Here is a 26,409-nt window from a genome sequence, read left to right on the forward strand (position 1 = left end):
AAGGGGTTCTTGATGTTTGCTGATACTGATCTGTTACCGCCTGATGCGATCCTTGGTTTGACCAAGGCATTTCAGGATGACACACGCGAGAGTAAGATTGACCTTGGTGTGGGTGTTTACCGCACAGTGGATGGCAGAACACCAGTTATGCAGGCGGTTGAAAAGGCACAGCAGCTTGTCATCAACGGAGAAACTACCAAAGCTTACACGCCGCCGGAAGGTGCACCGGGTTTTGCCAAGGCGATATTAGAATCGCTTTTGGGCGCGGATCATTCAGCAGTAGTATCCGGGCGTGCGCTTGCTGCTCAAACACCGGGTGGTTGCGGGGCATTACGTTTGGCTGGTGAATTGCTAACGCGCACTGGCGCGCGCGCTATCACAATTGGCGCACCAACATGGCCGAATCATAAGCCACTGCTTAATATGTCCGGCATGAAAATTGAGATGGTGCCATATTATAACCAAGCGACCTGTGCCGTTGATTTTGAATCGTTTGCCCTTGAACTGCGTAAGCTTGGACCAAAGGATGTCGTGTTGCTGCATGGCTGCTGTCATAACCCGACAGGCGCTGATCTGACGAACGCACAGGTTGACGTAGTTATTGAAATCGCGCTTGAGCGTGGCTTTTTGCCGATGGTTGACATCGCCTATCATGGATTTGCGAAAGGTCTGGACGAGGATGCTTATATTGTGCGTGCAATGGCTGAGCGCCTGCCAGAACTGTTGATTACCTATTCTTGCTCCAAAAACTTTGGCCTTTACCGAGAGCGCACAGGCGCCATCATTATGGTTGGAGCTGATGCTGATCGTGCAGTAGCGATGCGCTCGCATGTCTATAACATCGCGCGCGGTATGTATTCTATGCCACCTGCACACGGCGGTGCTATCGTATCTGAAATCTTACGTTCTGAAGAGCTTGCCGATATGTGGCGCACTGAACTGGCAGAAATGGCCGATAATGTGCGCGTTAATCGCCGCCTTTTGGTTGAATCTGCCAATAAGCATGGTCTTGGTAACCGCCTTGCCTATATTCAGGAACAATACGGTATGTTCTCACTGCTGCCGATGGACGAGGTAGAAGTCGCTGTTATGAAAAGTGATTTCGGTATCTATATGGTAGGCGCTGGGCGCATTAATCTGTGTGGTATTACGCCCGCTAATGTGGACTATTTGGTTCAATCACTGGCGTCAGTGATGCAAGGCAAAGGCTAGCAAGTAGCATCACTCTATTTCACGCTTAGGGCTAGCGGCAGATCATTTTTGCCGCTAACACTATGGTATGTGAAATTTGTATAGTGGGGGCTAAGCCAATGACATTTATCCGAAATTCTATCAAACTGATGGTAGGCGTTTTGCTTGCGTCCAGCGTTGCCTTTTTGGCGGTGAATGCAGAAGAAGCGGCGAAGCCAGCCCCTGAACCTTTTGCTTTTGAAACAAAGCACCAAGGCACCTTTGGCGGCAAGCGTGTTAACTATACGGCGACTGTTTCCAATTTGATGTTGAAGCGCGGTAATGGTGATGTATACGCTGAAGCTGTTACTATCGCTTATGTCATGGATAAAGCTGACAAACGCCGCCCTGTAACATTTGTGTTCAATGGTGGCCCAGGTGGTGCATCTGTGCTGTTGCATATGGGCGTAATGAGCCCAAAGCATGTCCCTGTACCTACGGATGGCGGTGATACCGGCCTTGCGCCGTATCAAATCCAAGATAACCCTGCTGCAATGCTGGATATCACTGATCTTGTGTTTATTGACCCAATTGGCACAGGCTACAGTCGCCTAGCAGGTACAGGTAAGCCAGAAGATGTTTACGGCCTTGAAGAAGATGCACGCTCCGTTTCTGATATTATACGTGAATGGGTGCGTGTGAATAACCGCTGGAATGCTCCTAAGTATATTGCAGGTGAAAGTTTTGGCACCACACGTGCGGCAGCTATGATGCCTTATTTGCAAGGCGGTGCCGAGCCAATGCGCATCAACGGTCTCATTATGGTGTCGCAAGCGATGGACTATACCGGAAGCACGCCTGTGCCGGATAATATGCTCGCACATGTAACGTATCTGCCAACGCTTGCTGCTACAGCACGTTATCATGGTAAATTAGCAAACAGCTCCTCAGACCTGGCGAGTTTTATGGATGAAGTGCGAGCATTTGCAGTGGATGAGTATTTACCTGCGCTTTTCCGAGGTTCTAGTCTGGAAGAAGGTGAGGAAAACCGCATTGCAGTAAAGCTTGCGGGATACACAGGACTTAATATTGATTATATTAAGCGTGCCAAGTTACGAATTTTGACAGGGCGCTTCAGAAAAGAATTACTCCGCGATACGGGCGAAATTGTTGGCAGTCTTGATGGGCGATACAAATCAAAGGACCTTGACGGTGTAGGAGCGAGTGCACGGTTTGATGTATCTTCAAATGCGGTGGGTGCCGCTTATACGCCTGCGTTTCGTGAATACTTGCGCAATGATTTGGGTGTAACGCTTGAACGGCCATATTATTCTTCAGGCCCTGACGTAACAGCGAACTGGGTATATGATCGTTCCAGCGGTTATAACGAGCCGTCATATGTGAACACAGCACCGCAGTTAGCGGACGCAATGGTTAAAAATCCGTCTCTGCGGGTGTTGGTTGCATCTGGTTATTATGACCTAATCACACCGTTTTTGGACGCAGAGTACACTATTGCACGTCACGGCATTGATACTAGCCGCGTGACAATGACTTACTATGAAGCTGGTCATGCTATGTATGTGAATGAAGATGCCTTTGATGCCCTGATAAAAGATATGCGGGCTTTCATCGCCAGTGAATAGCAAAAGTTTATCAAGTAATCTTTTGATATAATTGATGCTTTTTATTCTCTGACTTCTCTGCCTTGACAGTGCTTATGCGTATTCCAATGTAAGTTAGACCGTACGTTGGAATATAAATGCTGACACACACATTCGTTTTTCAACATTTTACCGAACCTTGCTTAGGTTTTAGCAATGCTTTTGCCAAGTCAATAACGGAGCAGATTTGCGATATAAATAGAATGATAAATTTACAATAAAAACTAACAATAAAAACGAATAACACGACAGAGGATAAATAATGTCTAACTCAAAACTGGCGCTTTCTTTCGCTGCGAATAGCATACAGAGATCGGGGCAGGCATTGATTATGTCTGCTCTTATGACAACCGGTGTATTTTCGGATCAGTTAGAGCTGACAACAGTTGAGCGAATACCGGCGTTGATGAATGCGTTTGAGGTCGACGGCCTTGCCGTAACAGCTGTACTGGAAGACAAGATTCTATTTTCGAATGGGTACGGTGTAACAGCGGATGGCGAAGAATATGCGTCATCTACACAGTGCGGTCTGTATTCTGCCACTAAAGTTCTTGCATCATTGACGTATGCGAACCTTTCAAAGGATGGGCGTATTGATTTGGATGGGCCGTTAGGTGGGTATATCGAAGATGCACCAGTTAAATGGGAAACCATTCCGTTTTTTCGCCTTCTTAATCATACGTCCGGTATCACGATGGCCGTTAATAAAGAAAGTTTCGGTGCCATTGCATCAGACCCTGCGTCACGGAATGAAGACATTTATCGGATGGTTAAAGATTTACCATTTGATTACCAGCCGGGCGCTCATTCACGTTACCGGCAGTCAGGGTACGCTGTTGCAGAAATGATCCTGCAGGACAATTTAGATGAAAGCTTTAGTGACTTGGTGGATCAATATATTATTGAGCCTGCGGGTATGACCAACACCCAACATCCTGGACAGCCTTCATTTTTACATAGTGCAGGTGGCTATGAGACAACCGCTGATGATATGGCGCGTTTGTTTTTGAGCATTAATAATGGAACGATCATCACGCCTTCAGAATGGAAAGCACTGCTGCTTGATGAAAAATATCTGTTTGATGATTACAGTCTGGGCAACATTCGTGAAGAACGAGGCGGCATTCTCACGCTTGGCCACAGCGGCGGCGGCGCACGCGCAAATATCAGGTATGCGCCTGATCAAAAAGTTGGTGTTATGGTGTGTACCGACGATACAAAAAATAATGCGCTCGCTATATCTTTGGCGCGCATGCTTATCGATGAAATTATATCAGGCGAAGCGCCTTTAACTCCAATCAGAGTTGCGCTCTCTGACTATCAGAACAAAACAGGGGCGGAAACTGTAGCGGCATATAAGGCTGCTGCTGGTGAAGATGGTCGTTATGATTTATCTGGATCAGAGGCACTTTTGAACCGGATTGGCTATTCGCTATTAGGCCTTGAACGCATGAAAGATGCTTTGGCGGTACTTTCACTGGCTGCAGAAGTTTTTCCTCAGTCTCCAAATGCGCACGACAGTCTAGGTGAAGCTTTGCTCGCCTCGGGTGACCGAGATGGGGCACTTGTTGAATACCGCAAAGTTTTGTCGCTGGACCCAGATAACGCTAACGCGAGTGTTATGGCCAAAAAAATACTTTCTGAGAGCGTGGCCTCCAACATTGATGCGTTGATGATGAAAAGCAATGAGAGAGGTTTGTTTAATGGTAATGCTTTAGTCATCAAAAACGGCGTAATGGTTTATGAAAAATCGTTTGGCTACACTAATGGCTCCAAAACTGAAGCCCTTACAAGTCAGGCTGTGTTTAACTCGGGCTCTATCGCCAAAGAGTTTAATGCTGTTGGTATTATGATTTTGCAGGAACGAGGGCAATTATCACTGGAAGACAAGCTGTCACAGTACTTTCCAGAGCTACCACATTGGGCAAATGACGTTCAAATTAGGCATCTGCTTAATTACACCAGCGGCCTTCCTGTTGTGAACTGGGGTACCATCAAAACACCGGACGATGCTTTTGCTGACCTAATGAAGATTGAAAAGTTACCTTTCACTCCCGGTGAAGGATATATCTACAGTAACAATAATGTTTTCCTGCAGCGGTTGATTATTGCCAAGGTGTCTGGCCTATCGTTCGAGGAATTTACCGTGAAAAACATACTTGAACCAAGTATGATGACGACAGCTGTTATCGACCCTGACGAAAGTTACCCAACGCTTGTTCAGTCATTTAATAATAACTTTGAGAATGACCCGCCGTTTCCTTATTCGATTGAGGGTTGGGTTTTCTTAACAGCTCAGGATATGGCTAACTGGTTGAAGGCCTTACATAGCGGTGAGATTATCACCGAAGAATCTCGCAAGGCCTTGTTTGCTTCATACTCAGGCAATCAGTTAGGTGCATTAATGTTTGGAAAATATACTGACGGAAAGCTGCAGTATCACCAACATCATGGCTCTTCTTATAATTTTGAGGCGTTGGTTAGCTATGATGCTTTAGAAGACCTGGTGATTGTGCTGATGACGAACAATAAAGACCGCAAACTGTTTGAGATTATGCGTGCTATTGAAAACATTAATCGCGGCGATGAATACGCCGCCCCTAAAAAGTCGCTGAATTTGGCGTTAAAGGATGATTGCGAGACTGATCTGGTAACGTGCCTTGCATCATATGAAAGCCTTAAAAAGACCAGCTTGAGTGAATATGATTTTGATAACGAAAATGCCTTAAATCGGTTGGGGTATAGTTTGTTGCGTCAAAAGAAGGTCAAGTCTGCAATAGGCGTGTTTGAATTGCTTGTGTCCGAATTTCCTGACTCTGCAAATCCATATGACAGCCTTGGTGAAGCCTATTTCGCTGATGAGAATTATGTGTTGTCTTTAGAGAATTACCGTAAATCGTTTAAGTTGAATCCAGATAACAAAAACGCTGAAAAGATGGTCGATAAAATCACCAGTATGATGAAGCACTGATATGAAATTATTTGTACTTCAACACGCCTTATCTCTTTCGGAACGGTTTATGAAAAAGACACTGTTTTTTCTTTTGGTTATATTCAACAGTATTGGTGCTTATAGCACGGAATATGATATTCAGGACGCCGAATTTTTCAGTCATGATAGCCGTTTGTCGGGGTCCATTGTTTTCCCGGTTGATCAGGAAATTCGGGCTGCTGTTGTATTTGTTCATGGTTCAGGAAAACAGCTGCGCAATATAGATTTGGCGAAACGCTTTGCACAAGATGGTATTGCCGCTTTGGTTTATGACAAGCGCGGCGTGGGCCGTTCAGGCGGCGAATATGAGAGCAGACAAAGTGTTAGCGAAAAAAATATCACATTGTTAGCGGATGACTCGCTAGCCGCTCTGAATTTCTTACATGAACATCCTAAAATCCATAACTTGCCAATTGGTTTAACCGGTATCAGTCAAGCTGGCTGGATTGTTCCTTTAGCAGCCGAGCAAACAAACTTGATTGACTTCCTGGTGCTGTGGAGCGGTCCGGTTTGTAAGGTCAGTGAAGAAGACATTTATAGTAAATATACTGCTGACTTGGATGACACAGAGGTGCCCAGTTATAATGAAGCATTAAGTTCCAGAACTGCAGAGTATATTTGGCCAAACTTTTTAGGCAAAGATAGCGATCCAAGTGACAGCTTAATCAAACTTAATATTCCTGGGCTTTGGGTGTTTGGTGAGCAAGACGGTAGCGTGCCAATTGACCTATCAATCAAGCGCCTGAAAGTACTTATTAAATCCGGGAAAGATTATGAATACGCGTTGTTTTCAAGTCTAGGCCACAATAATATGCGCGAGACGTTAAGCATGGTTACAGATTGGATCAAAGCCCAGTCGCAATGAGTTAAGGGTTGCTAAGAATACTCGTGATCAGGGTTGGTTACTTGCCGCATGGAGCGAAAAAGGGCGCAAATTTTATCAGCTGTTTCTCTGATGTGAGGACGTTTGCTGATATCATCTGGGGTAACCATCCATATTTGGCCACTGTCGGGCACAAACGGATGGCATACCCTTACGAAATCAGGTTCGGCGTCACCAGCAAAGCATGGCAGAATTGCAAGGACCTGGTTGCTCTTCACCGCATCAAGTAAATTAATAGAAGATGAGCATCTCAAGATGGGCGTCTGGTTTGTGCGCTCCACTAACCATTTAGCAGTAGGGAAATGATCGAGCTCAGGCAACAACATGGCCCAATCAAAAGTATTGAAACGCCTTTCATCAAAGGCATCTTCACGTGCTGCAACCAGTCTTTTACCGCCGTATATTGCATATGCATAATCAGGCAACCGCCGCACTTTCATGCGCCCGCTCTCAGGGCGTTTTGTCCGAATGGCAATATCCGCTTCTCGGCGCGGAATGTCGGCAAATAGTATGCTTGAGATCAATTCTATATGGCGAATGGCTGGCATGTCAGTTAGCTGATGAATATTTCTGCTGAAGAAATTTGCAAGCCAAGGACCACAGGATATCCGAACAGTTGGAATGTCGGCAGCGTTGGTTTTATGAGATGCTATCTGATTAGCAGCACGTAGCATTTCGTCTAATGCAGGTGCCAGTTCAGACCCTGCGGGCGTTATTTGTACGCCGTCAGGCGTGACATGCAAAAGTGTCTCGCCGAGTTCTTGCTCAAGTGCGTGAATTTGTCGGCTGACGGTAGGTTGACTAACACCTAATTGCCGAGCGGCCCCTGAAAGGCTATGACTTTCTAGAACGGTTTTGAAAATTCGTAACCGTTCCCAATTTGGGTTCTTCATATATGTTTATATATCGTCACATTTGTTGATTGCTGTTCAAATATATTTAACACAATCTACATGTAAATCGAAGGGATACATTCATGACTTTAAAGTTTTTAAAACGCTCCGCCATTATTGCCTGCATAACCGTTTCTGCAGCCTTGCCGATCAAGGCTCAGGAGATGCGTGCTGTACTAACATCTGCTTCAGCAAAAGCAATCGTTGCTGGTTGCGAGGCATATGCACTCGAAAATGATCTTAAAGTTAATATTGCGGTTTTGGATCAAGGCAAAAACCTAATGGCTTTTCTGCGTATGGAAGGTGCACCTGTGGGCTCTATTGATATTGCCATGTGGAAAGGTAATGCCTCTGCCGCATTCCCGCGTGCAACTAAAGGCACTTTTGAACGCGCCAAAGATTTTCCAGCCATTGGTCATGCACCCAACATTGCCATTTTTGAAGGCGGTGAAGCTATTTTCACGGCTGATGGCACGCATTTGGGCGGCATCGGTGTTTCAGGCGCAGCAAGCGCTGATGATGCAGCTTGCGGTCGGGCTGGTATTGCCGCTGCTGGGCTAACGCATACACGCGGGTAATAGCTAAGGCAGGGTTTAGTTCCTGCCTTTGTTCTGTTGACCGCAGCTTTAAAGTCCGTAATTGGGCATTCTTTAAATGAAAGGACGACAGAACATGAAAATTCTCATGTTGGAACGACTTAGGTTTGTTACTCAGGTATTTGCTGTTCTAGCCCTTGTGGGTGCAAGTATGTCACTGCGCGCCGAGGATAACTGGGTTCGCAGTTTCACAGAGAGTGCTGACGGCACACGGATTGCCTATTATGTATCAGGCGAAGCAAACGAAGGCGATGTGCCATTGTTTATTTTGTCAGGTGGGCCAGGCAGTGATCACCGTTACATGCGTGTCGGCGGTAGTTTTGACGTACTGGCTAAGTCGAGGATGGTTGTCAGTTTTGACCAACGCGGTACATCGCAGTCGGGTACTGCGAGAAGTAGCCCGCGCCTTATTCATTGGGCGCAGGATGTCGAGGCCGTGCGTGCGGCTGTCGGCGCGCCGAAGATTGATATCTTGGGACACTCCTTCGGCGGTATATTTGGTATGGCTTATGCTGAAACGTACAGTCAGCATATCCGGTCAATGATATTTGTTAATTCTACCGGCCCATCAATTGCTGCAACCAAAAGCATTCTGGCTGATGTTTTTCCGGACCGTATTGGTGAATGGCAACAGATTAGAAAAAATTTACCTTCACGCTTTTCTGCAAGTGAAATGCGGGTTTTTACCGAAATGGAATTTGTGAATGCAGATATAGGTGAGATTTATATTCGGTCTATTGATAATTTTACATACAATATTGAGGTGAACAACGAATTACGTAAAGATATGGCTGTACTTGATTTCACGGAAACGCTAAAGGCAGCGGCGTTCCCTGTGCTGATTGTTCACGGTCGGTATGATCCGGTTATTGCACCGTCTGTTTCGTGGGGGTTGCATCAGATTATACCCGGATCAAGGTTGGAAATTATTGAAGGAACTGGTCATCTGCCTTTCGCAGAGAAACCACGTGAATTTGTTGATATTATCGATGGTTTTTTAAAAAACATCGACTGATATCAAATAAGATATGATGTGCTTGCAGCTTTTCTGAATGAAATGCACTTGATTGTGAACGTTGGCTTGTTGACACGCGATTGTTGGCAAGCCAGCATTACCAATCAGTGGGGAGGGTGCCTTGGGTCGGCGCCCTGACTTTATTTGGGAAAACATCATGAAATTTCTACGTAATTTAAAGACGGCGTGTGCGGTTGTGGCATGTGTCCATGTTGGGGCTAGTGCATTTGCGCAAGCGCCTGAATTTTCGGACGAGTCCAAGCAATTTATTTCTGTTAACAGCGACACAGTTTTATTGAAAAATGTGCGCATTGTTGATGGTACAGGCGCAGCTGCAAAAGCGGGTCAGTCTATACTTATCAACAACGGAAAAATTACTGCCGTGGGCAAAGTGGGAAGCATTAATGTTCCCGGTGATGCCGAAGTGGTGGAGCTGGACGGCAAAACGGTTCTGCCTGGCTTGGTCATGTTGCATGAACATATGTTCTATAATGCCAGTGATCCGGACCGGTTTATTCAAGCAACGCAGCCAGTTATTTTCCCGCGCCTGTATCTGGCCGCTGGTGTTACAACTGCGCGAACTGCGGGTAGTTTTGAGCCATACACCGATGTTAAGGTAAAGCAGTATATTGCTGCGGGTCGTTTGGTTGGTCCAAATTACGACACGACAGCGCCGTTTGTGGAAGGTGCCCCTGCATTGTTTTTGCAGGCGCCTGAACTTGAAACGCCTGAAGAAGCCAGGCGGTTTGTCAACTATTGGGCAGACCAGGGCATGACATCTTATAAAGCCTACATGAATGTGAAGAAAGCAGTGCTGGGTGCCGCGATTGAGGAAGCGCACAGTCGCGGCCTAAAAGTGGCTGGGCACCTGTGTTCGGTGAGTTACGCTGACGCGTCCGATCTGGGAATTGATAATCTGGAACACGGTTTTGTTCTTGCCCCAGATTTTTTGCCGAACAGAGTTGAAGATAAATGCTCAGGATTTCCTCTTGCGCGTTTCATGGAAGTTGAACTTGAGAGCCCTGAAGCACAAGCATTGATGGATAAGCTAATTGAAAACAATACAGCTATCACTTCTACACTTGCGGTTCTCGCGCGTATTTCAGCAACAGTAAACGGACCAAACCCTGATGCCATTGAAGCGCTTGGTCATGGTGCAAAAGCGCACTATATGGGTAATCATTTAGCAGGTTATCAACGTGCAATTGATAACGATATTTGGGAACGCGCTGTGCGCAAGGAAATGGCATGGGAAAAAGCGTTTGCTGACAAGGGCGGTCTTGTTGTCGCTGGTTCCGACACAACAGGTATTGGTGGTACGGTTGCAGGCTTTGCAAACCATGAACAAATCGAACTGTTGGTTGAAGCGGGCTTCAGCCCACTTGACGCCATTAAAATTAGCACGTTAAACGGCGCAATATCTATGGGGCGCGAAGCAAGCGTTGGCTCAATTGCTGTGGGGAAAAACGCCGATTTGGTTATTGTTGATGGCAAGCCGGACACTGATATCAAGGATATTCGCAGAGTCGTGACAGTGTTTAAAGATGGTGTTGGCTATGACAGCAAGAAACTGATCGCATCTGCGCGCGGTCGTGTTCAAAACTAGCCGTTTAAAGTGAGTTGGCATGCTTGTTTCAAGCATGCCAACAATCCAATTAATAGCTTTAAAGAGTTAATCGTTCTTTGAGGCTTTATAATGATCAATACTAATTTTGTCAGTGCCAGCAGGTAACATCAGGACAAATATGATTAGTGCAAACCGCGTAAAGGTGTGGCCATCAATATCAAACAATGGCTGTTGCAGTGCGTGACCATATGTGGTCAACAATAGCAAAAGGCCGCACAGTGTGGTACTAAGTCTAGCCCACAAACCAATCACCAGCAAAAGCCCGGCTATCAGTTCGAACGGTGGTATAGCCATGCCCAAAAACCATAGAAGGACTTCTGGTATCCAGTGATCTTTAAATCCATCAATGAAGAAGTTTTGTGCGTGCGCTGTAGGTGTCAGCGTGAAAACTTTCCACCAGCCGGCCATCAAAAACACAAGACCCAACATGGTACGGCTGAGGAAAGCTGCAATGTTAGCCCCTGTTAAATTGCGGTAGAATATTATCATTTCTTTTCCCTTAGTGCGTTGTAGCGATAATTATCTTAGCTAAGTATACTAGAATGTAAGTGTAAAGCTGGCACCGCCTTCGCTGTTGTTGGCAACACTGATCGTGCCGCCGTGTGCAATCATTACCTGGCGCGCGAGCGCGAGCCCAACGCCGCTTCCCTCACGTTTGGTTGTGAAAAACGGAACGAAGATGCGTTCAGCAATTTCATCGTCAATACCGTTGCCATTGTCTGAAATTTCCATAACTACGCGGCCGCGTTTATTCAAGCGGGCTGAGAGCGTCAATGCTGCGTTCGATATATCCGTTAAAGCCTGTTCTGCGTTTTGAAGCATATTAATCAGGACTTGATCCAACATTTCTCTATCTGCAAACACGTCTAGTTCATCAGGGTCAATAATCGTGCTGAGTTCTGGACCGTTGTTGCTCCATTTTGCTTTAAACAAAGTTTCCATCTGGTCAAATATTTCGGCAATGCGAACGCGTTTTTTGTTTGGTGGTGGAAGGCGAGTAAGGCTGCGGTAGCTTGATACAAACTGGTTCAGTTTATCAGATCTGCGCGCTACGGTGTTAACCGCATCTTTTACATCGGCCAGTTCTTCCAGCACGTCGTCTTTATCGCTCACTTTGCTTGCAACATCATCTACCAAATCAACCGCTGTTTTTGCCAGTGAGGCGACGGGCGTAATTGAATTCATGATTTCATGAGTTAATACCCTAACCAGATCCTGCCATGCTTGCAGTTGTGCAGCGTCCAGTTCGCTCTGAATATTCTGGATGCTAATCAGCTTTTCTACGCGGCCATCAATTGTTACCTGTGTCGCTTGCAGCATCACCTTCTGATCAAAGTCTTCAGTCTTAAAGGAGATCAGGCGCCGTTCTCCGGCTTTCATAGCTGTTGCTTCTTTTTCAAAGGTATCCCCGAACTGAGATAAATCGTTTGCTTGCGCAACATGCACGTTGCCAAACAATCGTCTGGCAGCATTATTCCAGATTTGAACCGTGCCTGATGTTTCTATGGACAGAAGCGGCACAGGCACATGTTCAACAAGCGCTTTTAAGTGTCGGTATTCCATCTCCTGAGTAGATCTGGCAGACTGAAATCTGGTCAAAATATCTGTGAAAGCTTCGCCGAGCTCACCGAAACCTGCGCCAAGCTGATGCATTCGAAAACGTTGGCTGAAGTCTGCATAGCGCGCAGCATCAAGAAAGCGGCTGAGTTCTTCGTTGGTGCGTTTTACAAATTGGTACACTTCAAAGACTTGAAATGTCAGCACACCGCCAACCAACAGCGTGGCCGCATGGTAGCCGGGAATTATGATTAACTGCGACAGTCCCATCAAGGTAAGCATGATGAGAACAAGCCGAATGATGAGAAGAAAGCTAAATTTCTTAAAGCCCATGTTTTTCCATCCTGCGATATAACGCTGCGCGTGTTATGCCAAGTTCCTTGGCTGCATGGCTTATATTGTAACGATGTTTTTTTAATGCTTGAGTAATGGCATTACATTCAAGCCGTTCAAGGTTAAGACCCTCGGTAACTAAATTGTTGGCACTTGTACCTTGCGGTGCCGCAGTTACTGCAATTGACTTATCATTTGTTGTTGTTCCTTCCTCACTTATATGAAAGTCGGCGACGGTGAGTGTGTTGCCTTGAGATAGAATAACGGCACGCTCAATGGCGTGTCGCAAGGCGCGGACGTTGCCAGGCCAGTCTGCAGCGCTGATTGCTTCAAGTGTTTCAGGGGCAAATGGTTTCAAGGACTGATTATATTTTCTGCAATAGAAAGAAGCGTAATATTCTGCAATAGGTGGTATATCATCTCGGCGCTCTCGCAGTGGCGGCACCAGTATTTCAACAGTGTTCAGGCGAAATAATAAGTCTTGCCTAAAGACGCTTTCGTCGCGCAATTTCTCAGCTGAAACGTTGGTGGCCGCGATAACGCGAACATCAAAAGGTATTGCTTTGTCAGACCCTACAGGAACTACGGTGCGTTGCTCTAGAACTGTTAGCAGTTTAGCCTGAAGGTGTAGGGGCAGGTTACCTATCTCATCCAGAAACAATGTGCCGCCAGTTGCTGCCTGCAGTCGCCCGACACGGTTATCGCGTGCGTCGGTGAATGCACCCTTTTTATGACCAAACAGCTCAGATTCGAAAAGTGTCTCTGGTATCGCGCCAAGATCAACAGACATGAAAACACGTTCGGCCCGATTTGACTTCAGATGAAGTTCTCTTGCGACAAGTTCCTTGCCTGTGCCGTTCTCACCAAGAATTAAAACATTAGCGTCCGTAGGTGCAGACCTGTCGATAAACGACAAAACATCTTTGATGCCTTTGCTGGTGCCAATGATACTTTGTTTTTGCGCGTTGGTAACTTGCGCCAAAGTGCGGTTCTCGGTTTTTAGCTGTTCTGCTTCAGAACGGCTTTGCCTTAGCTTTACACTGGCGGACAATGTCGCGACCAGTTTCTCATTTTGCCAAGGCTTGGCAACAAAGTCAGTCGCTCCTTTCTTCATAGCCTCAACAGCAACATTTACACCGCCGTGGGCAGTGATCATTACAACAACAGCTTGTGGGTCTAATTCGAGAATGCGGCTAAGCCAATAAAACCCTTGATCACCTGAGGACTCCCCAGGGCCGAAATTCATATCTAACAGAATGGCGTCGAAAGTTTGATCAGCCATGAGCTGTGGAATTTTGTCAGGGTTATTACAGGTTATGATCGTACCATAATGCCGTTTCAGCAGAAGTTTCCCTGCAACGAGAATGTCCTCGTCGTCATCAACAATTAAAATAGCGCCCTCAAGCTTAGCCACGTGAATATTTCCTGTCTTGTTTTGCCATTGTTCGAAACCGTACACATTGTGTTCGAAATCGTACAGACAAAAGTGTTCGAAATCGAACATAAAAGAAAAATATACATATAAATCAATGTATTGATATGTGGCACGCTGTTTGCTGATGTTGAGCTGAGTATTAATGTTATTGAAAGCGGGCAGCTAGAAAAGATGGAACAAAAACAAAAAACATCGAAACCCATTCCAATGCATGGAGGTACAGCAGGTACGGATCGGCCTGTTTCTGGTGCTGGCATGGATCGACGCGTTGAGAAGAAGCGCTCTTTCTTGAAACCGGCAGCAATTGCCATTGGTGTACTAGTGCTGGCTGGTTTTGTATGGACGCTTATTGACGATGCTTCAGGTGGGCGCAGTTTCAAAATCAATGAAAGCCGTATCGTTATTTCCCAGGTTGTTTCAGGTACATTTGAGGACTTTATTCCTATCAGGGGGCGTGTGACGCCTTTGAATACTGTTTTCCTTGATGCAATTGAGGGCGGTCGTATTGATGAAGTATTGGTTGAGGACGGTACATTACTTGAGGCTGGCGCGCTGATTGCGGTGCTTTCCAATACAGGGCTGCAGCTTGATGTTACGCGGAATGAAGCACTGGTTACAGAGCAGCTTAACAATATGCGGACCATTGAATTACAGCTTGAACAGAACAGGCTGTCACATAAACGGAACCTCATTGATATTGAATACCAAATTGTGAGGTTAACACGGCAGGCAACACGTGAACGCGAATTAATAACGTCTGAGGCCATCTCACAAGCGCAGCTTGACGCAACAGAAGATGAACTTCAGTACTTTGTTAATCGTCGTGAGGTAACGCTTGAAAGCCAGGCGACTGATGCGCGCCTGCAGGAAACACAGCTGGCTTCCTTGAAAACAGCAGGTGACCAGCTTGAACTTAATCTTTCTTACTCACGCAAAAATCTGGACTCGTTGAATGTACGCGCACCTGTGGCTGGAAAGTTGTCCGGCTTTAACGCTGAAGTAGGGCAAAGTATTACACGTGGCGGTCGGTTAGGGCAGATTGATGATCCGGACCGGTATAAATTGTCGGCTAATATTGATGAGTTTTATCTGGGGCGCGTAGATCTTGAACAGCAAGCGACTTTTGAGCGCGGCAGTGAAACTTATGCGATGAAGATTTCTAAAATTTACCCGCAAGTAACCAATGGTCAGTTTGAAGTGGATCTTGTGTTCACAGAAGAACAGCCAGATGGCATTCGTCGCGGGCAAACTTTGCAGACCAAGCTAACGCTGGGTGATGCAACCGAGGCAGTGCTTATACCGAACGGTGCCTTCTATCAGGATACCGGTGGTAACTGGGTGTTTGTAGTGACAGATGACGGTGCACAAGCTGTGAAACGCACAGTTAGGCTTGGTCGTCGCAACTCTCGTTTCATTGAAGTGATCGAAGGACTGGAAGTGGGGGAAAGGGTTGTTACCTCACCATACAGCAGCTTCGTGGAGATGGATCGTTTGAAACTTTCAGGTGAATAACAACTGATAAAATAACGAACGGGTACAGGCCCGGTCATGACAGCTAACAACGATAATAATAACGACTACCCTTCGCAGAAAAACCAAGAAGGGCATAAAACGCGGAAAGGAAAAGCGTATGCTAAAGCTTCATAACTTGTCGAAAGTTTACCGTACAGACGAGGTGGAAACGGCAGCTCTCAATAACGTAAATATCGAGATCGGTAGCGGCGAGTTTGTCGCTATCATGGGGCCATCAGGTTGTGGCAAGTCTACGTTGCTCAATATCATCGGGATGCTGGATAGTCCTTCTAGCGGCGATTACATTTTCATGGATGAAAATGTAGCAGGTTATGCTGAGTCAAAGCTCAGCAATATCCGTAAGCGTAACATCGGCTTTATCTTTCAGTCGTTTAACTTGATTGATGAATTGACGGTGGAAGAGAACATCGAGCTTGCGTTGCTTTACCACAATATTCCAACGGCTGAACGCCGTGAACGTGTTGCTCATGTGATGGACAAAGTCGGTATCGCGCACCGCGCCAAGCACATGCCAAGCCAGCTTTCTGGTGGTCAACAACAGCGAGTGGCTGTTGCGCGTGCTGTGGTTGGTGATCAGGCCATGATCCTGGCTGATGAGCCAACAGGTAATCTTGACAGTGCGCATGGTCAGGAAGTGATGGAAATGCTGCAGGCGCTCAACGATGACGGTACCACTATTGTTATGGTGACGCACAGCCCGGCACACGCTGACTACGCTCGCCGGACGATCAACTTGTTTGACGGCCAAGTGGTAACTGAAAACTTACGCGAAGCTGGATAACACAACGGTAAAGATGGGCAGGAGAGTGTCATGCAACAACTTGTAATCGGTTTACGCATTCTAAAGCGTCAAGGTTTGTATGGCGTGATTGCGGTACTTGGTTTGGCAATTGGGCTGGCTGTGGCAATGACTGCTCTTCTGTATGTGTGGCAAGAAACGCACTATGACAGCCACATCCCGAATGCTGATCGGATATTCATTGTTGATGCGAAGGTAAGCGCGCCAGGGCGAACAGACACTATTACTGCACAAACACCGGGTGCTTTGTCAGCGGTGATGCGTAACTCGGTTTCTGGTGTTGAAGATGCCGCTCGCGTACTGCGTCAGTGGTCTACTTTGGCGATCGATGATCAATTTAGTTTCAACCTGCAGATACTGGGCGTGGAAACAAATTGGTTGCAGATGATAGACTTGCCGATGTTGCAGGGGACGTATGCAGCTTTTGATAATGAACCAACTGCTGCGATCATTTCCACTTCAATGGCACAACGCCTATACGGTGATGAACAGGCTGTTGGCCAAACATTTTTGTTAGATTCTGCAGCCATGTCCGTTGTTGGGGTGTTTGAAGATTTCCCGGCTACCAGTCATATGGATATTGATCTTATCACGCCGGAAAATGCGCCTGCCTTCACTGGTCGACGTTCCGTCTATGATAATGATTGGCGCGGTTTTTTCGTTTTCAATTATGTGCTTCTTGCAGAGGGTGCGTCTCTTGCCGATGTTGAGCAAGCAGTAGAGCGAGCCATGCACCAAAACTTCCAGCTTGATGGACGCTGGCCCGAAAACTTAACAGCGGCAGACATTGTAGACACATCGCTGCAATCGTTGTCTGAATTGCACATGAACGGCAAGACATATCCATTTGGTATCCGCCCGCCTGCAGATAAATTGAAGCTAACGGTACTTGGCGCCATCGCCATACTTATCGTGATCATTGCCTGCGTTAATCACATTAACCTTTCTACCGTTCGATCAATTGAGCGCGCCCGCGAAGTGTCGATGCGGAAAATCTTGGGGGCTGGCAGGGCACAGCTTATATCGCAATTTTTGATTGAAGCCGTGGTTTTGGCAATGGTTGCTCTTTTGATAGCGCTCGTATTGGTCGAATTGTCGAACGAGTTTGCAAATGACCTGCTTCAAACGAACCTTGATCTATCGTTGCTGACAGATTTTGGTTTCATGGCATGGATTTTTGGCCTTTTGGGGTTTGTTGTGCTGACGGCTGGATTGTATCCCGCTTACATTATCAGCGGTACGACACCGGGCCGTGTTCTATCGAGCCACGCCCGCGGTGCTCGTGGTAATAGTGGTCTTCGGTCAACGCTCGTCGTGTTCCAGTTTGCTGTGTCAATTTGTCTGGCGATAGGCGCTGCCGTGATTTGGAGCCAGCTTCGCTATGCGCGGCAGGCAGACCTAGGGTTTAATGCCGACAATGTCGTTATGTTATACGGCGTTGGCCGTAGTCCAAAAGGAACCATCAACTTGACGCGCAATCTGGATCAAGCAATTTCCGGACGGCCTGGCATCGAATTGGTTTCCGCTTCTAATTCATCGCCTGCATGGGACTATGTGCCAGAGGTTACAGTGCGTAAGTTTGCTGAAGCACCTGAAAGCGCCCAAACAATGGGACGCGTCTCTGTTGACCTGGACTTTTTTGAAGCGCTTGACATGGAGCCTTTAGCCGGTCGACTTTTCAGCGAAGACTATGGAATTGACAGGATTCAGTGGGATTATGACGAACGCTCTTCGTCCTCCATGCCTATTATTATAAACCAGCGGGCTGTGGCGTTACTTGGGTTTGGTGTTCCTTCGGAAGCGATCGGGCAACAAATACAGTTCACGCTATCTGCAAGTGATGAGCGCACAGCAGAGGTTGTAGGCGTCGTTCCGGACATTCATTTCAAGTCATTTAGAAGTGCAATTCAACCGATGGTCTTTTATCCAGACCCGAGTGTTTTCAGCGTGATGATGGTGCGCATTGACCCTAACCAGCGTGATGTTGCTTTCCGCTCTATTGAAGAAGGCTGGAATGAGGTGCTGTCCGGTCAAGCAGTCAGCAACGATTTCTTGGCAGCGACGCTTGCGCAGCGATATGATAGTGAAGCGCAAGAGTTAAAGGCTGTCACAGTTCTGTCCACGCTGGGCATTTTAATCGCAGTGTTTGGTCAATACGGCCTTGCAGCATACAGCGCACAATCTCGCCGCCGCGAAATCAGTATTCGCAAGGTGCTGGGCGCGCGCGTCAAGGATATCCTCCAGCTTTTCTTGTGGCAGTTTTCCAAACCCGTATTTGTCGCGATGCTCGTTGCGTGGCCCTTTGCATTTGTATTGATGAATGGTTGGCTTGAGAACTTTGTTTACCGTGTAAGCCCTAACCCATTGTGGTTTGTTTTGGCAGGCATTGCGGCATTGATTGTTGCGCTTTTGACTGTTGCTGGGCACGCACTAACGGCTGCGCGTGCGGCACCGGTAGAGGCGCTTCGTTACGAATAATACAAATATAAAAATAATAAAAACGACAGTGAGGACTTAATAGTGTTTAAAAATTATATAACAGTAGCACTAAGAAATATCATCAAGAACAGATTGTATGCCTTCATCAACATCGTTGGTTTGGCCATAGGCTTGGCCGTGTTCGTGTTTGGCTCTGTTCTGGTAGATTATGAGCAAAACCACGATTCCATATTCCCGAAACTTGATCGAATTTACACTGTAAATTCGATTATTTCGCCGTCAGCGGGGTTTGGCATACAGCGTACAGATTCAACGTATGCTGCCTTCGGCCAATATATTCCGGGCGGTATGCCGCAAGTGGAGGCATCGGCAACAGTCAAGCGCCGTGAATTTCTTGCTTCCATTGGCGGAAATGACTTTTATCAGGACATCCGGTTTACCGATCCTGCTTTCACAGCTATTTTTGATCTTCAGTACCTGTACGGCGACGCATCTGTCTTGCAGGATCCAACCGCAATCATTTTAACGCGCAGTGCTGCAGAGCGTTTGTTTGGCGAGGCAAGCCCTAATGGTCAAACTTTGACGCTTGATCATGGTTACGAAATGACTGTTCGCGCTGTTGTTGAGGATTTACCCGCAGATACGCATTTCAATTCGTCACTAACTGGAGAGCCGGAATTTAGCTCGCTCGCAAACTTCACCGCATTGAAGCAAATCAATGGCTATGACAACACAGAAGACTGGAACAATCTGTCACTAGGCGAACGTACATATATTTTAGCACCTGAAGGGCATGATCTGGAAACATTGAACGCTAGTTTGCATGCTCTTTACCAGCAGCATTATCCAGAAGACATCAAGGAGCTTGTTGTGCGTCTTGAGTTGTCACCGCTCACTCTGGCTAACACATTCTTTTGGGATGCTGTTGGCATGCCAGTGATCACAAGTATTTATGTGTTGGCGTTTCTGGTCTTGGTCGTTGCTTGTGTTAATTACGCTAACCTTGCCACGGCTCAAAATATGGGTCGTGCACGTGAAGTTGGCCTAAGGCGTACACTTGGGGCCGGACGACGCCAGCTATTAATCCAGTTTTTAACTGAAAGTATTATCATTGCAATGATTGCCATGTTCATTGCGCTTGTTGGTGTTGAACTGATTGTACCGTTATTCAATCAAAGCTCTGGTAAGGTTTTGTCAGTAGACCACCTTGCCGCGCTACCGTGGTTGACATTCACAGTCCTGAGTGTTGCGCTTGTCTCGGGCGGTTATCCGGCGTACTTAATTACGCGCACGACACCTATTCAGGCTTTGCGCGATGGTGGCAAAAAGGGTGCAGCCAAGTCTGCAATGCGCAGCATCATGATTGGTGTGCAATTTGTTATTGCTATTTTTATGTTGGCAACTGTGTTGGTTATGTATTTTCAAAACCAGAAAGTACGCGACACAATTAACTTGTATCCTACCGAACAAATACTTGTGTTGGAACGTTTAGGTGTTGACGGCGTAAGCGACAAAATGGAGACATTGAAGGCTGAGTTAAAGCGCCTACCGAACGTTGAAAATGTTTCGGTAATGTCTCAAGTGCCGTTCGAGCAAAACAACAGCGTTTTTGATGCCACACGCATCAGCGGCGATGAACCGGGCAGCTTCCGCATTAACCGTGTCTGGATAGATTATGACTTCTTGCAGACGCTTGAAGTTCCACTTCTTGCTGGCCGAGATATATCCCGTAACGTAGCCTCCGACATGCTCCGGGATGGAGAGCAAAGTCAAAACATAATTGTCAATGAACTGGCAACAAAGCAGCTTGGCTTCAGTTCACCGCAGGAAGCTATAGGCCAATCTTTTTATGATATTCCGGACGAAGGTGACGAAACATACCAATTCACTATCGTTGGCGTTGTTGAAGATCAGAACTTTCTAGGCTTTCACAATGAAATCAAACCCTTCGTATTCATGGGTGCAACAGGGCGTCGCGTTGCTGCGGTGCGGTTCAAACCGTTGAATGTGCAGCAAACTGTTGCAGATATCGAAGCTGTGTGGGATCGGGTAATCCCCGATTATCCGATGCAAAGCCGTTTCCTAAGCGAGACATTTGAAGGCGTGTATGTCATTTACAGGTCCATTAACATTGCGTTTGCCGGGTTTGCCTTCCTTGCGCTTTCACTTGCGCTGATTGGCCTGTTTGGTCTTGCCGCCTTTATGGCAGAGCAGCGTACGCGTGAAATTGGCATTCGCCGCGTCATGGGGGCAAGCGTACAACAGGTTGTGCGTTTGCTAATTTGGCAGTTTTCCAAACCAGTTATATGGGCGCTATTTGTTGCATTGCCTGCGGCATATCTCGGCATGAATTTGTATCTGGATTTCTTCTCGGACCGGATCGCTTTGCCCGTTGGCATTATAGCGATTGCAGGCATGATAGGCGTTTTTGCGGCATGGGGCATTGTTGCAATGCATGCAGCGACTGTGGCGAGATCAAACCCTGTAAACGCACTGCGCTACGAATAGACGCAATAGCAAAATAATAAAGCAGGACAGCCAAATGTTTGAAAATTATCTAAACACAGCTTTGAGAAACCTTATTCGCCATAAGTTGTTCTCGTTTATTAATATAGCAGGTTTGGCTGTCGGCTTAGCTGCCTTCATTATAATTTTGCTGTTTGTAAGAGATGAATTCGCGTGGGATGATCATTGGGCCAACGGGGAAAATATTTACCGTGTTGAAACCACGATTGAATTCCCTGTTCGAGAAGACCGGCCAACATCAAGCACGGTTGATCCGCTTAAGGATATATTTCTAGATACATATTCAGAGATTGAGGATATCGCACGCTACATGAGTTTCAGCATTACCTTGCGTAAGGACGGCGAACTTTATAATCAGCCTATTGCGCTAGCTGAAGCAAACTTCACCAAGTTTTTTGGACAAAAATATATCGAAGGTGATCCTGAAACAGCTTTGTTGGACTTGAACAATGTTGTGATTAGCGAACGTGTGGCGAAGAAATACTTTGGTGATGAAACAGCGCTGGATCAAACACTTTCATTTCGCATTGGCGGTGAATTTAGACCATTTCGCGTTGCGGGCGTCATCGAAGACCCTGTCGTTGACACTCATATGCCTGTTGAAGTCATTTTGCCCTATAACCGCGAATATTTGGTTGGTTCCAGGTGGTTCACTGAAGATTGGCGGTTTGCTATTTGGGCAATGTATGTGCGTGTACAAGAAGGAACAGATGTAGATGCTTTACAGGCTGATTTGCCTAACCTTGTTAACCGTCATATGCCTAAGAACGTTGGCGGCCAGGAAACCGGTGCGGAACGGGGCATGCGACTGGATCTGGTCTCGATTAAAGATATTTACCTTTACAGCAACACTGCTGCCGGTGATGCGCAAACATTATATGGATTTGTCTTCATTGCTTTCCTTATCCTGGCGATTGCAATTGCTAACTTCCTTAACCTTTCGATGGCACGGGTTGCTTACCGTGCGCGTGAAGTTGCCATGCGCAAAGTGGTTGGAGCAACACGTGGTCAAATCGTTCGGCAGTTCCTGAGCGAGTCTATTTTTCTGGCTGTTTTAGCGCTTGTCATCGCACTGACTATTGTTGAGCTGAGCCTACCTTACTACAACGCGTTCCTCTCAGTTGTTGTTGATTTAAGCCTGATGAACGAGCCAAGTTTGCTGTTGCTTTTTGTTGTGCTCGGTATCGGTGTCGGCCTCAGTGCAGGCAGCGCACATTCGCTGTATTTTTCGTTGCTGAAACCACGGGATGTTCTCTACAATAATTCATCACCGAACCCTGGCGGCAATATGCTTCGCATGGGTCTTGTGGTGGCGCAGTTTTCAATTTCTGTCGCTCTGATGACCATTGCATTCTATGTCAATAAGCAAACCGAATATGCAAGTAGGTTGGACTTGGGGTTTAATCCAGAAAACTTGATTGTGGTGTCTGGTACCAATAACGATAAATCCGAAGCGTTTAAAAACCGAATTCTTGAAAATCCGTTTGTACTATCTGTTGGGCGTTCTTCTGATGTGCCGACGGAAGGCAGTGAAGATAGGTTGCAAATGCGTCCTGTGACCGGCGGCGATTTAGTTACACTAGATGGCTTGCCGACAGGCCCTGACTTTTTTAATGCTTATCAAATTCCCTTGTTGGCAGGACGTTATCTCACAGAAGATGAGCAAGACACACTAAGAAAGCGTAATAGCCAAACTGGTTATAACCAGTCCGCCAATATTGTAATTAATGCAGCTGGTGCGCGTTTGCTTGGGTTTAATGATCCCACAAGTGCCGTTGGACACTCTGCGTCTGTGAACTTGTCAACAGATACAAGCTTTGAAGCACGTATTGTCGGCGTCGTAAAGGATTTTCATTTTGATAGTCTTAAAGCAGTGATCAGACCTGGAATTTATTACATTGATTACGTGCGTCAGTCGGATATGAGCGTTCGAGTTGACGCTGTTAATCGTGATGCAGCCATCACGGCCATCACGCAGGCTTGGCGCGAAATATATCCGGATAGCTTGTTGCAGTACCGCGACATGGCAAATTTAGTTGAACGTCAGTATCAAACAGATACGCGGCTAGGTGATGTGCTTACGTTGTTTACGGTGTTAGCCACTATTATTTCTTGCCTCGGTTTATACGGTCTTGCTTCGTTCACTGTTGAGCGCCGTACTAAAGAAATTGGTTTACGCAAAGTGCTAGGCGCAAACCTGAAAGACATTGTTGGCTTGTTGCTGTGGCAGTTTTCCAAGCCAATTCTTATTGCCAACCTGATTGCGTGGCCGGTGGCTTATTACTTTGTTAGCGACTGGCTGAATGGCTATGCCTACCGCATCGACCTCGATGCTATGCCGTTCATCCTCACTGGCCTGCTCGCGCTAGTAATTGGCTGGGCCACGGTCGCCGGTCACGCCTTTTTGGTGGCAAATATCAAACCTTCAAAGACGCTACGATACGAATAAAAATAAAGATCGAGGATAGCAAAATGTTTAAGAGCTATATCAGTGTTGCATTGAGAAACCTTATAAAAAATCGTCTTTATAATATTATAAATATCGGCGGTTTATCCGTAGGGCTGGCTGCATGTATAATGATTATGCTCTTCGTAGATCATGAGCTTTCCTACGATCAATGGATTCCCCAGAATGATCGTGTTTACCGCGCCGAAGCTATTACACGTTTTGAAGGTGCTCCCGAAGGGACAACGGCCAGTATTCCGCCCGTTATAGGCCCTATCATGACTGAGCAATTAAGCGAAATAGAGCAATGTACTCGCTTTGTTTGGCAAGAGGTTGCTATTGCCACTGATAATAAAGCATTTGAACTAGGCGTAACACTGACAGACACGGCAATTTTTGAAATGTTTGGCATTACCTTGATTGAAGGTAATGTTGAGACAGCACTTAATGATCCAGACGCTATTATTCTAAGTGAAAGTGAAGCCCTGCGCATATTGGGTTCTGGCTCTGCTCTGGGGAAAATAGTCCGTGTAAACGGCGAGTTTACGTTCAAAGTAACTGGCGTTATGCCAGATTGGCCTACTCTTTCAGATTTGTCTGTTGAAGCGTTGGTTCCGTATTCTTCTCCAATTATTGATGACCAGCCGTGGTTGCGGGAAAATTGGGGTTCGTTTTCAGGCAACACTTATGTCCGTGTTAAAGAGGGTATTAGCTTGCAAGATATGGCTGATGCCTTGAATGGGTTAGCAACACGTGTTGGGCCAGACTGGGCATATCAATCGCGTATTGATCGTGGCTTGCCACCCGCGCTTGAATTTTACTTTACGCCTTCAGTTGATGCGCACTTGAAATCGCAATTTAATAATGGTTCGCGGGGTAGCATTGAAGCTTTGTGGTCAGCCGGTCTGGTTGCCGCCTTGATCTTGAGCATTGCTGTAATGAATGCAACAAACCTTGGTACCATGCTCGCTTTAAAACGCGTGCGTGAAGTTGCTATCCGAAAAGCACTGGGAGCTAATTCCCGGAACCTCGTTTTCCAGATATTGATCGAGTCTATCATTCTAGCGGCTGTCGCCATGCTGCTTGGTATTGTTTTGGTCGAACTATTGCTACCAACTTTTGGTAGCTTAATGGAACGCTCTTTGGCAACAGCGCCTTTATATCAGCCTCTTGTTTTGCTTCCTTTGGTTTTCTTTACTCTAATAGTGGGTGCATTAAGTGGCCTTTACCCTGCGCTCGTGGCTGCCAAGTTCCGCCCTATTGACCATTTGAGTGGAATTGCTCCAACAGTGGGTGTGCGGTTCCGCAATGTATTGATGATCACACAGTTTGCTGCAACAATTGGTTTGTTGATTACATGTTTTGTTGTGTTTCAGCAGGCAAAATATGCTGAGTCCAGAGACCCAGGGTTTGAAAGTGCTCAACTTGTTGATATTGCAGGTATAGAGCGCCCAATTGTGCTGGCGCGAGAAAAAGCTTTACGTGATGCCTTATCCCGCGTGCCAGGTGTGGAAGCTGTTGCTGCCAGCCACATCGCACCGGGCGATAACTATAATAATTTTGACAGGGCAACTGTAGATAACGGACCTAGCGTTAGCATTCGCCGTGTTGCTGTTTCAGAAGAGTTCTTTGAAACAATGGACATTGCCCCTTTAGCTGGCCGCGTTTTTTCACCTGACAGATTATCTGACCGCGCTGTGTATTCAGACGATACGTTGCAAGCGTCAGTCATCATTAATCGTCAAGCTGCTACCGAACTCGGTATCGATACCATACAGGATGCGGTGGGGCGTACGCTCTTGATGGACGGTGACGCTTTGCCGATAATTGGTGTGATTGAGGATTTGCGAATGGATTCAGTTTCGCGGCAACTCAGACCCAGTTTTTTCTATGTGGACCCACAGCAATTCAGGCACGTAATTTTGCGGGTTTCCGGCTACGATCTGCCTTCAACTTTATCTGCTATTGATAACGTTTGGCGCGAGCAATTCCCTGATATTCCAGTTCAACGTCAGTTTATGGATGAAGCCTTCGCTGAGTATTATGCGGCTGCACGTCGGCGTGGACAGTTGCTGCTTGGTAGCGCGCTTGTGATGATTGTTATTGCATCAACAGGCTTATTTGCACTGTCAGCTTTAACGACTGAACGCCGCGCGCAGGAAATAGGTATCAGGAAAGTACTGGGAGCTGGCACGCGTAATATCGTGAACTTGCTTTTGTGGCAATTCTCCAAGCCAATTATCATCGCAAACTTGATTGCGTGGCCTATCGTTTGGTTCTTGATGCAGGATTGGCTTCAAAGTTTTACGGACCGCATTACGCTTTCGCCGATACCTTTCATTGGTGCAGGAATGCTGGTGCTAATGATTGCAGGCGCAACGATAGTAGGTCAGGTGATTTTCTTGGCGATGACTAATCCCGCTAAAATACTGCGCTATGAGTAAGTCAGCGCTTGGGGCAACACCTATAGGGTGAAATAGAGACTAATAATAAAAAACAAA

Annotated in this window: 17 protein-coding genes; 13 read left to right on the plus strand and 4 right to left on the minus strand. The window is 46.5% G+C overall.

Features of this window, described 5'->3' with window-relative positions; genetic code table 11:
- Positions 1–12 precede the first annotated feature (12 nt).
- The 4 genes from OEU88_RS08560 (at position 13) to OEU88_RS08575 (ending at position 6,691) form a co-directional block, all read left to right on the plus strand.
- A complete protein-coding gene (locus tag OEU88_RS08560) occupies positions 13–1,212 on the plus strand; it encodes an amino acid aminotransferase (RefSeq protein WP_262694738.1) in 1,200 nt (399 codons plus the stop codon).
- 98 nt (positions 1,213–1,310) lie between these two features.
- Positions 1,311–2,816: a S10 family peptidase gene (locus tag OEU88_RS08565; RefSeq protein ID WP_262694739.1), complete on the plus strand. Its 1,506-nt coding sequence runs from the start codon at positions 1,311–1,313 to the stop codon at positions 2,814–2,816.
- A gap of 280 nt (positions 2,817–3,096) precedes the next feature.
- On the plus strand, positions 3,097–5,805 hold the full coding sequence (locus OEU88_RS08570; RefSeq protein ID WP_262694740.1) for a serine hydrolase: 2,709 nt from the start codon (positions 3,097–3,099) through the stop codon (positions 5,803–5,805).
- 49 nt (positions 5,806–5,854) lie between these two features.
- Entirely contained in the window at positions 5,855–6,691 is an 837-nt protein-coding gene (locus tag OEU88_RS08575) for an alpha/beta hydrolase family protein (protein ID WP_262694741.1), read from the plus strand.
- Between the two features lie 11 nt (positions 6,692–6,702).
- Here OEU88_RS08575 and OEU88_RS08580 read toward each other — a convergent pair whose 3' ends face one another.
- Complete coding sequence (locus OEU88_RS08580; RefSeq protein ID WP_262694742.1) at positions 6,703–7,602, minus strand: LysR family transcriptional regulator; 900 nt, start codon at positions 7,600–7,602, stop codon at positions 6,703–6,705.
- An 83-nt stretch (positions 7,603–7,685) separates the two neighbouring features.
- Here OEU88_RS08580 and OEU88_RS08585 point away from each other — a divergent pair, with 83 nt between their 5' ends.
- The 3 genes from OEU88_RS08585 to OEU88_RS08595 all read left to right on the plus strand — a co-directional run bounded on the left by OEU88_RS08585 (position 7,686) and on the right by OEU88_RS08595 (position 10,819).
- Positions 7,686–8,180, plus strand: a complete 495-nt coding sequence (locus OEU88_RS08585; protein ID WP_262694743.1) for a GlcG/HbpS family heme-binding protein — start codon at positions 7,686–7,688, stop codon at positions 8,178–8,180.
- Between the two features lie 94 nt (positions 8,181–8,274).
- Positions 8,275–9,213, plus strand: a complete 939-nt coding sequence (locus tag OEU88_RS08590; protein WP_262694744.1) for an alpha/beta fold hydrolase — start codon at positions 8,275–8,277, stop codon at positions 9,211–9,213.
- Between the two features lie 157 nt (positions 9,214–9,370).
- A complete protein-coding gene (locus tag OEU88_RS08595) occupies positions 9,371–10,819 on the plus strand; it encodes an amidohydrolase family protein (protein WP_262694745.1) in 1,449 nt (482 codons plus the stop codon).
- 66 nt (positions 10,820–10,885) lie between these two features.
- On the opposite strand, the gene OEU88_RS08600 is transcribed toward OEU88_RS08595, so the two are convergent.
- Genes OEU88_RS08600 through OEU88_RS08610 form a run of 3 tightly spaced genes read right to left on the minus strand, consistent with a single transcriptional unit; the run spans position 10,886 to position 14,234 of the window.
- Complete coding sequence (locus tag OEU88_RS08600; RefSeq protein WP_262694746.1) at positions 10,886–11,329, minus strand: DoxX family protein; 444 nt, start codon at positions 11,327–11,329, stop codon at positions 10,886–10,888.
- A gap of 48 nt (positions 11,330–11,377) precedes the next feature.
- Positions 11,378–12,730 (minus strand): sensor histidine kinase, encoded by a 1,353-nt coding sequence (locus tag OEU88_RS08605; RefSeq protein ID WP_262694747.1) that lies wholly within the window; start codon positions 12,728–12,730, stop codon positions 11,378–11,380.
- A complete protein-coding gene (locus OEU88_RS08610; protein WP_394805235.1) occupies positions 12,720–14,234 on the minus strand; it encodes a sigma-54-dependent transcriptional regulator in 1,515 nt (504 codons plus the stop codon). Before OEU88_RS08610 ends, OEU88_RS08605 begins: the two co-directional genes overlap by 11 nt.
- Before the next feature lie 102 nt (positions 14,235–14,336).
- On the opposite strand from OEU88_RS08610, the gene OEU88_RS08615 reads away from it, so the two are divergent.
- The 6 genes from OEU88_RS08615 to OEU88_RS08640 all read left to right on the plus strand — a co-directional run bounded on the left by OEU88_RS08615 (position 14,337) and on the right by OEU88_RS08640 (position 26,352).
- Positions 14,337–15,677 (plus strand): efflux RND transporter periplasmic adaptor subunit, encoded by a 1,341-nt coding sequence (locus OEU88_RS08615; protein ID WP_262694749.1) that lies wholly within the window; start codon positions 14,337–14,339, stop codon positions 15,675–15,677.
- Between the two features lie 118 nt (positions 15,678–15,795).
- Positions 15,796–16,479, plus strand: coding sequence for an ABC transporter ATP-binding protein (locus tag OEU88_RS08620; protein WP_262694750.1), 684 nt, complete (start codon positions 15,796–15,798; stop codon positions 16,477–16,479).
- Positions 16,480–16,509: 30 nt separating this feature from the next.
- Entirely contained in the window at positions 16,510–18,975 is a 2,466-nt protein-coding gene (locus tag OEU88_RS08625; RefSeq protein WP_262694751.1) for an ABC transporter permease, read from the plus strand.
- A gap of 42 nt (positions 18,976–19,017) precedes the next feature.
- A complete protein-coding gene (locus OEU88_RS08630) occupies positions 19,018–21,444 on the plus strand; it encodes an ABC transporter permease (RefSeq protein WP_262694752.1) in 2,427 nt (808 codons plus the stop codon).
- 34 nt (positions 21,445–21,478) lie between these two features.
- Entirely contained in the window at positions 21,479–23,911 is a 2,433-nt protein-coding gene (locus OEU88_RS08635; protein WP_262694753.1) for an ABC transporter permease, read from the plus strand.
- A 23-nt stretch (positions 23,912–23,934) separates the two neighbouring features.
- The gene (locus OEU88_RS08640; protein ID WP_262694754.1) at positions 23,935–26,352 is read left to right on the plus strand and encodes an ABC transporter permease; all 2,418 of its coding nucleotides are present in this window, start codon (positions 23,935–23,937) and stop codon (positions 26,350–26,352) included.
- The last annotated feature ends 57 nt before the right edge of the window (positions 26,353–26,409 follow it).

Source organism: Kordiimonas aquimaris, from assembly GCF_025574485.1.
GTDB lineage: Bacteria > Pseudomonadota > Alphaproteobacteria > Sphingomonadales > Kordiimonadaceae > Kordiimonas > Kordiimonas aquimaris.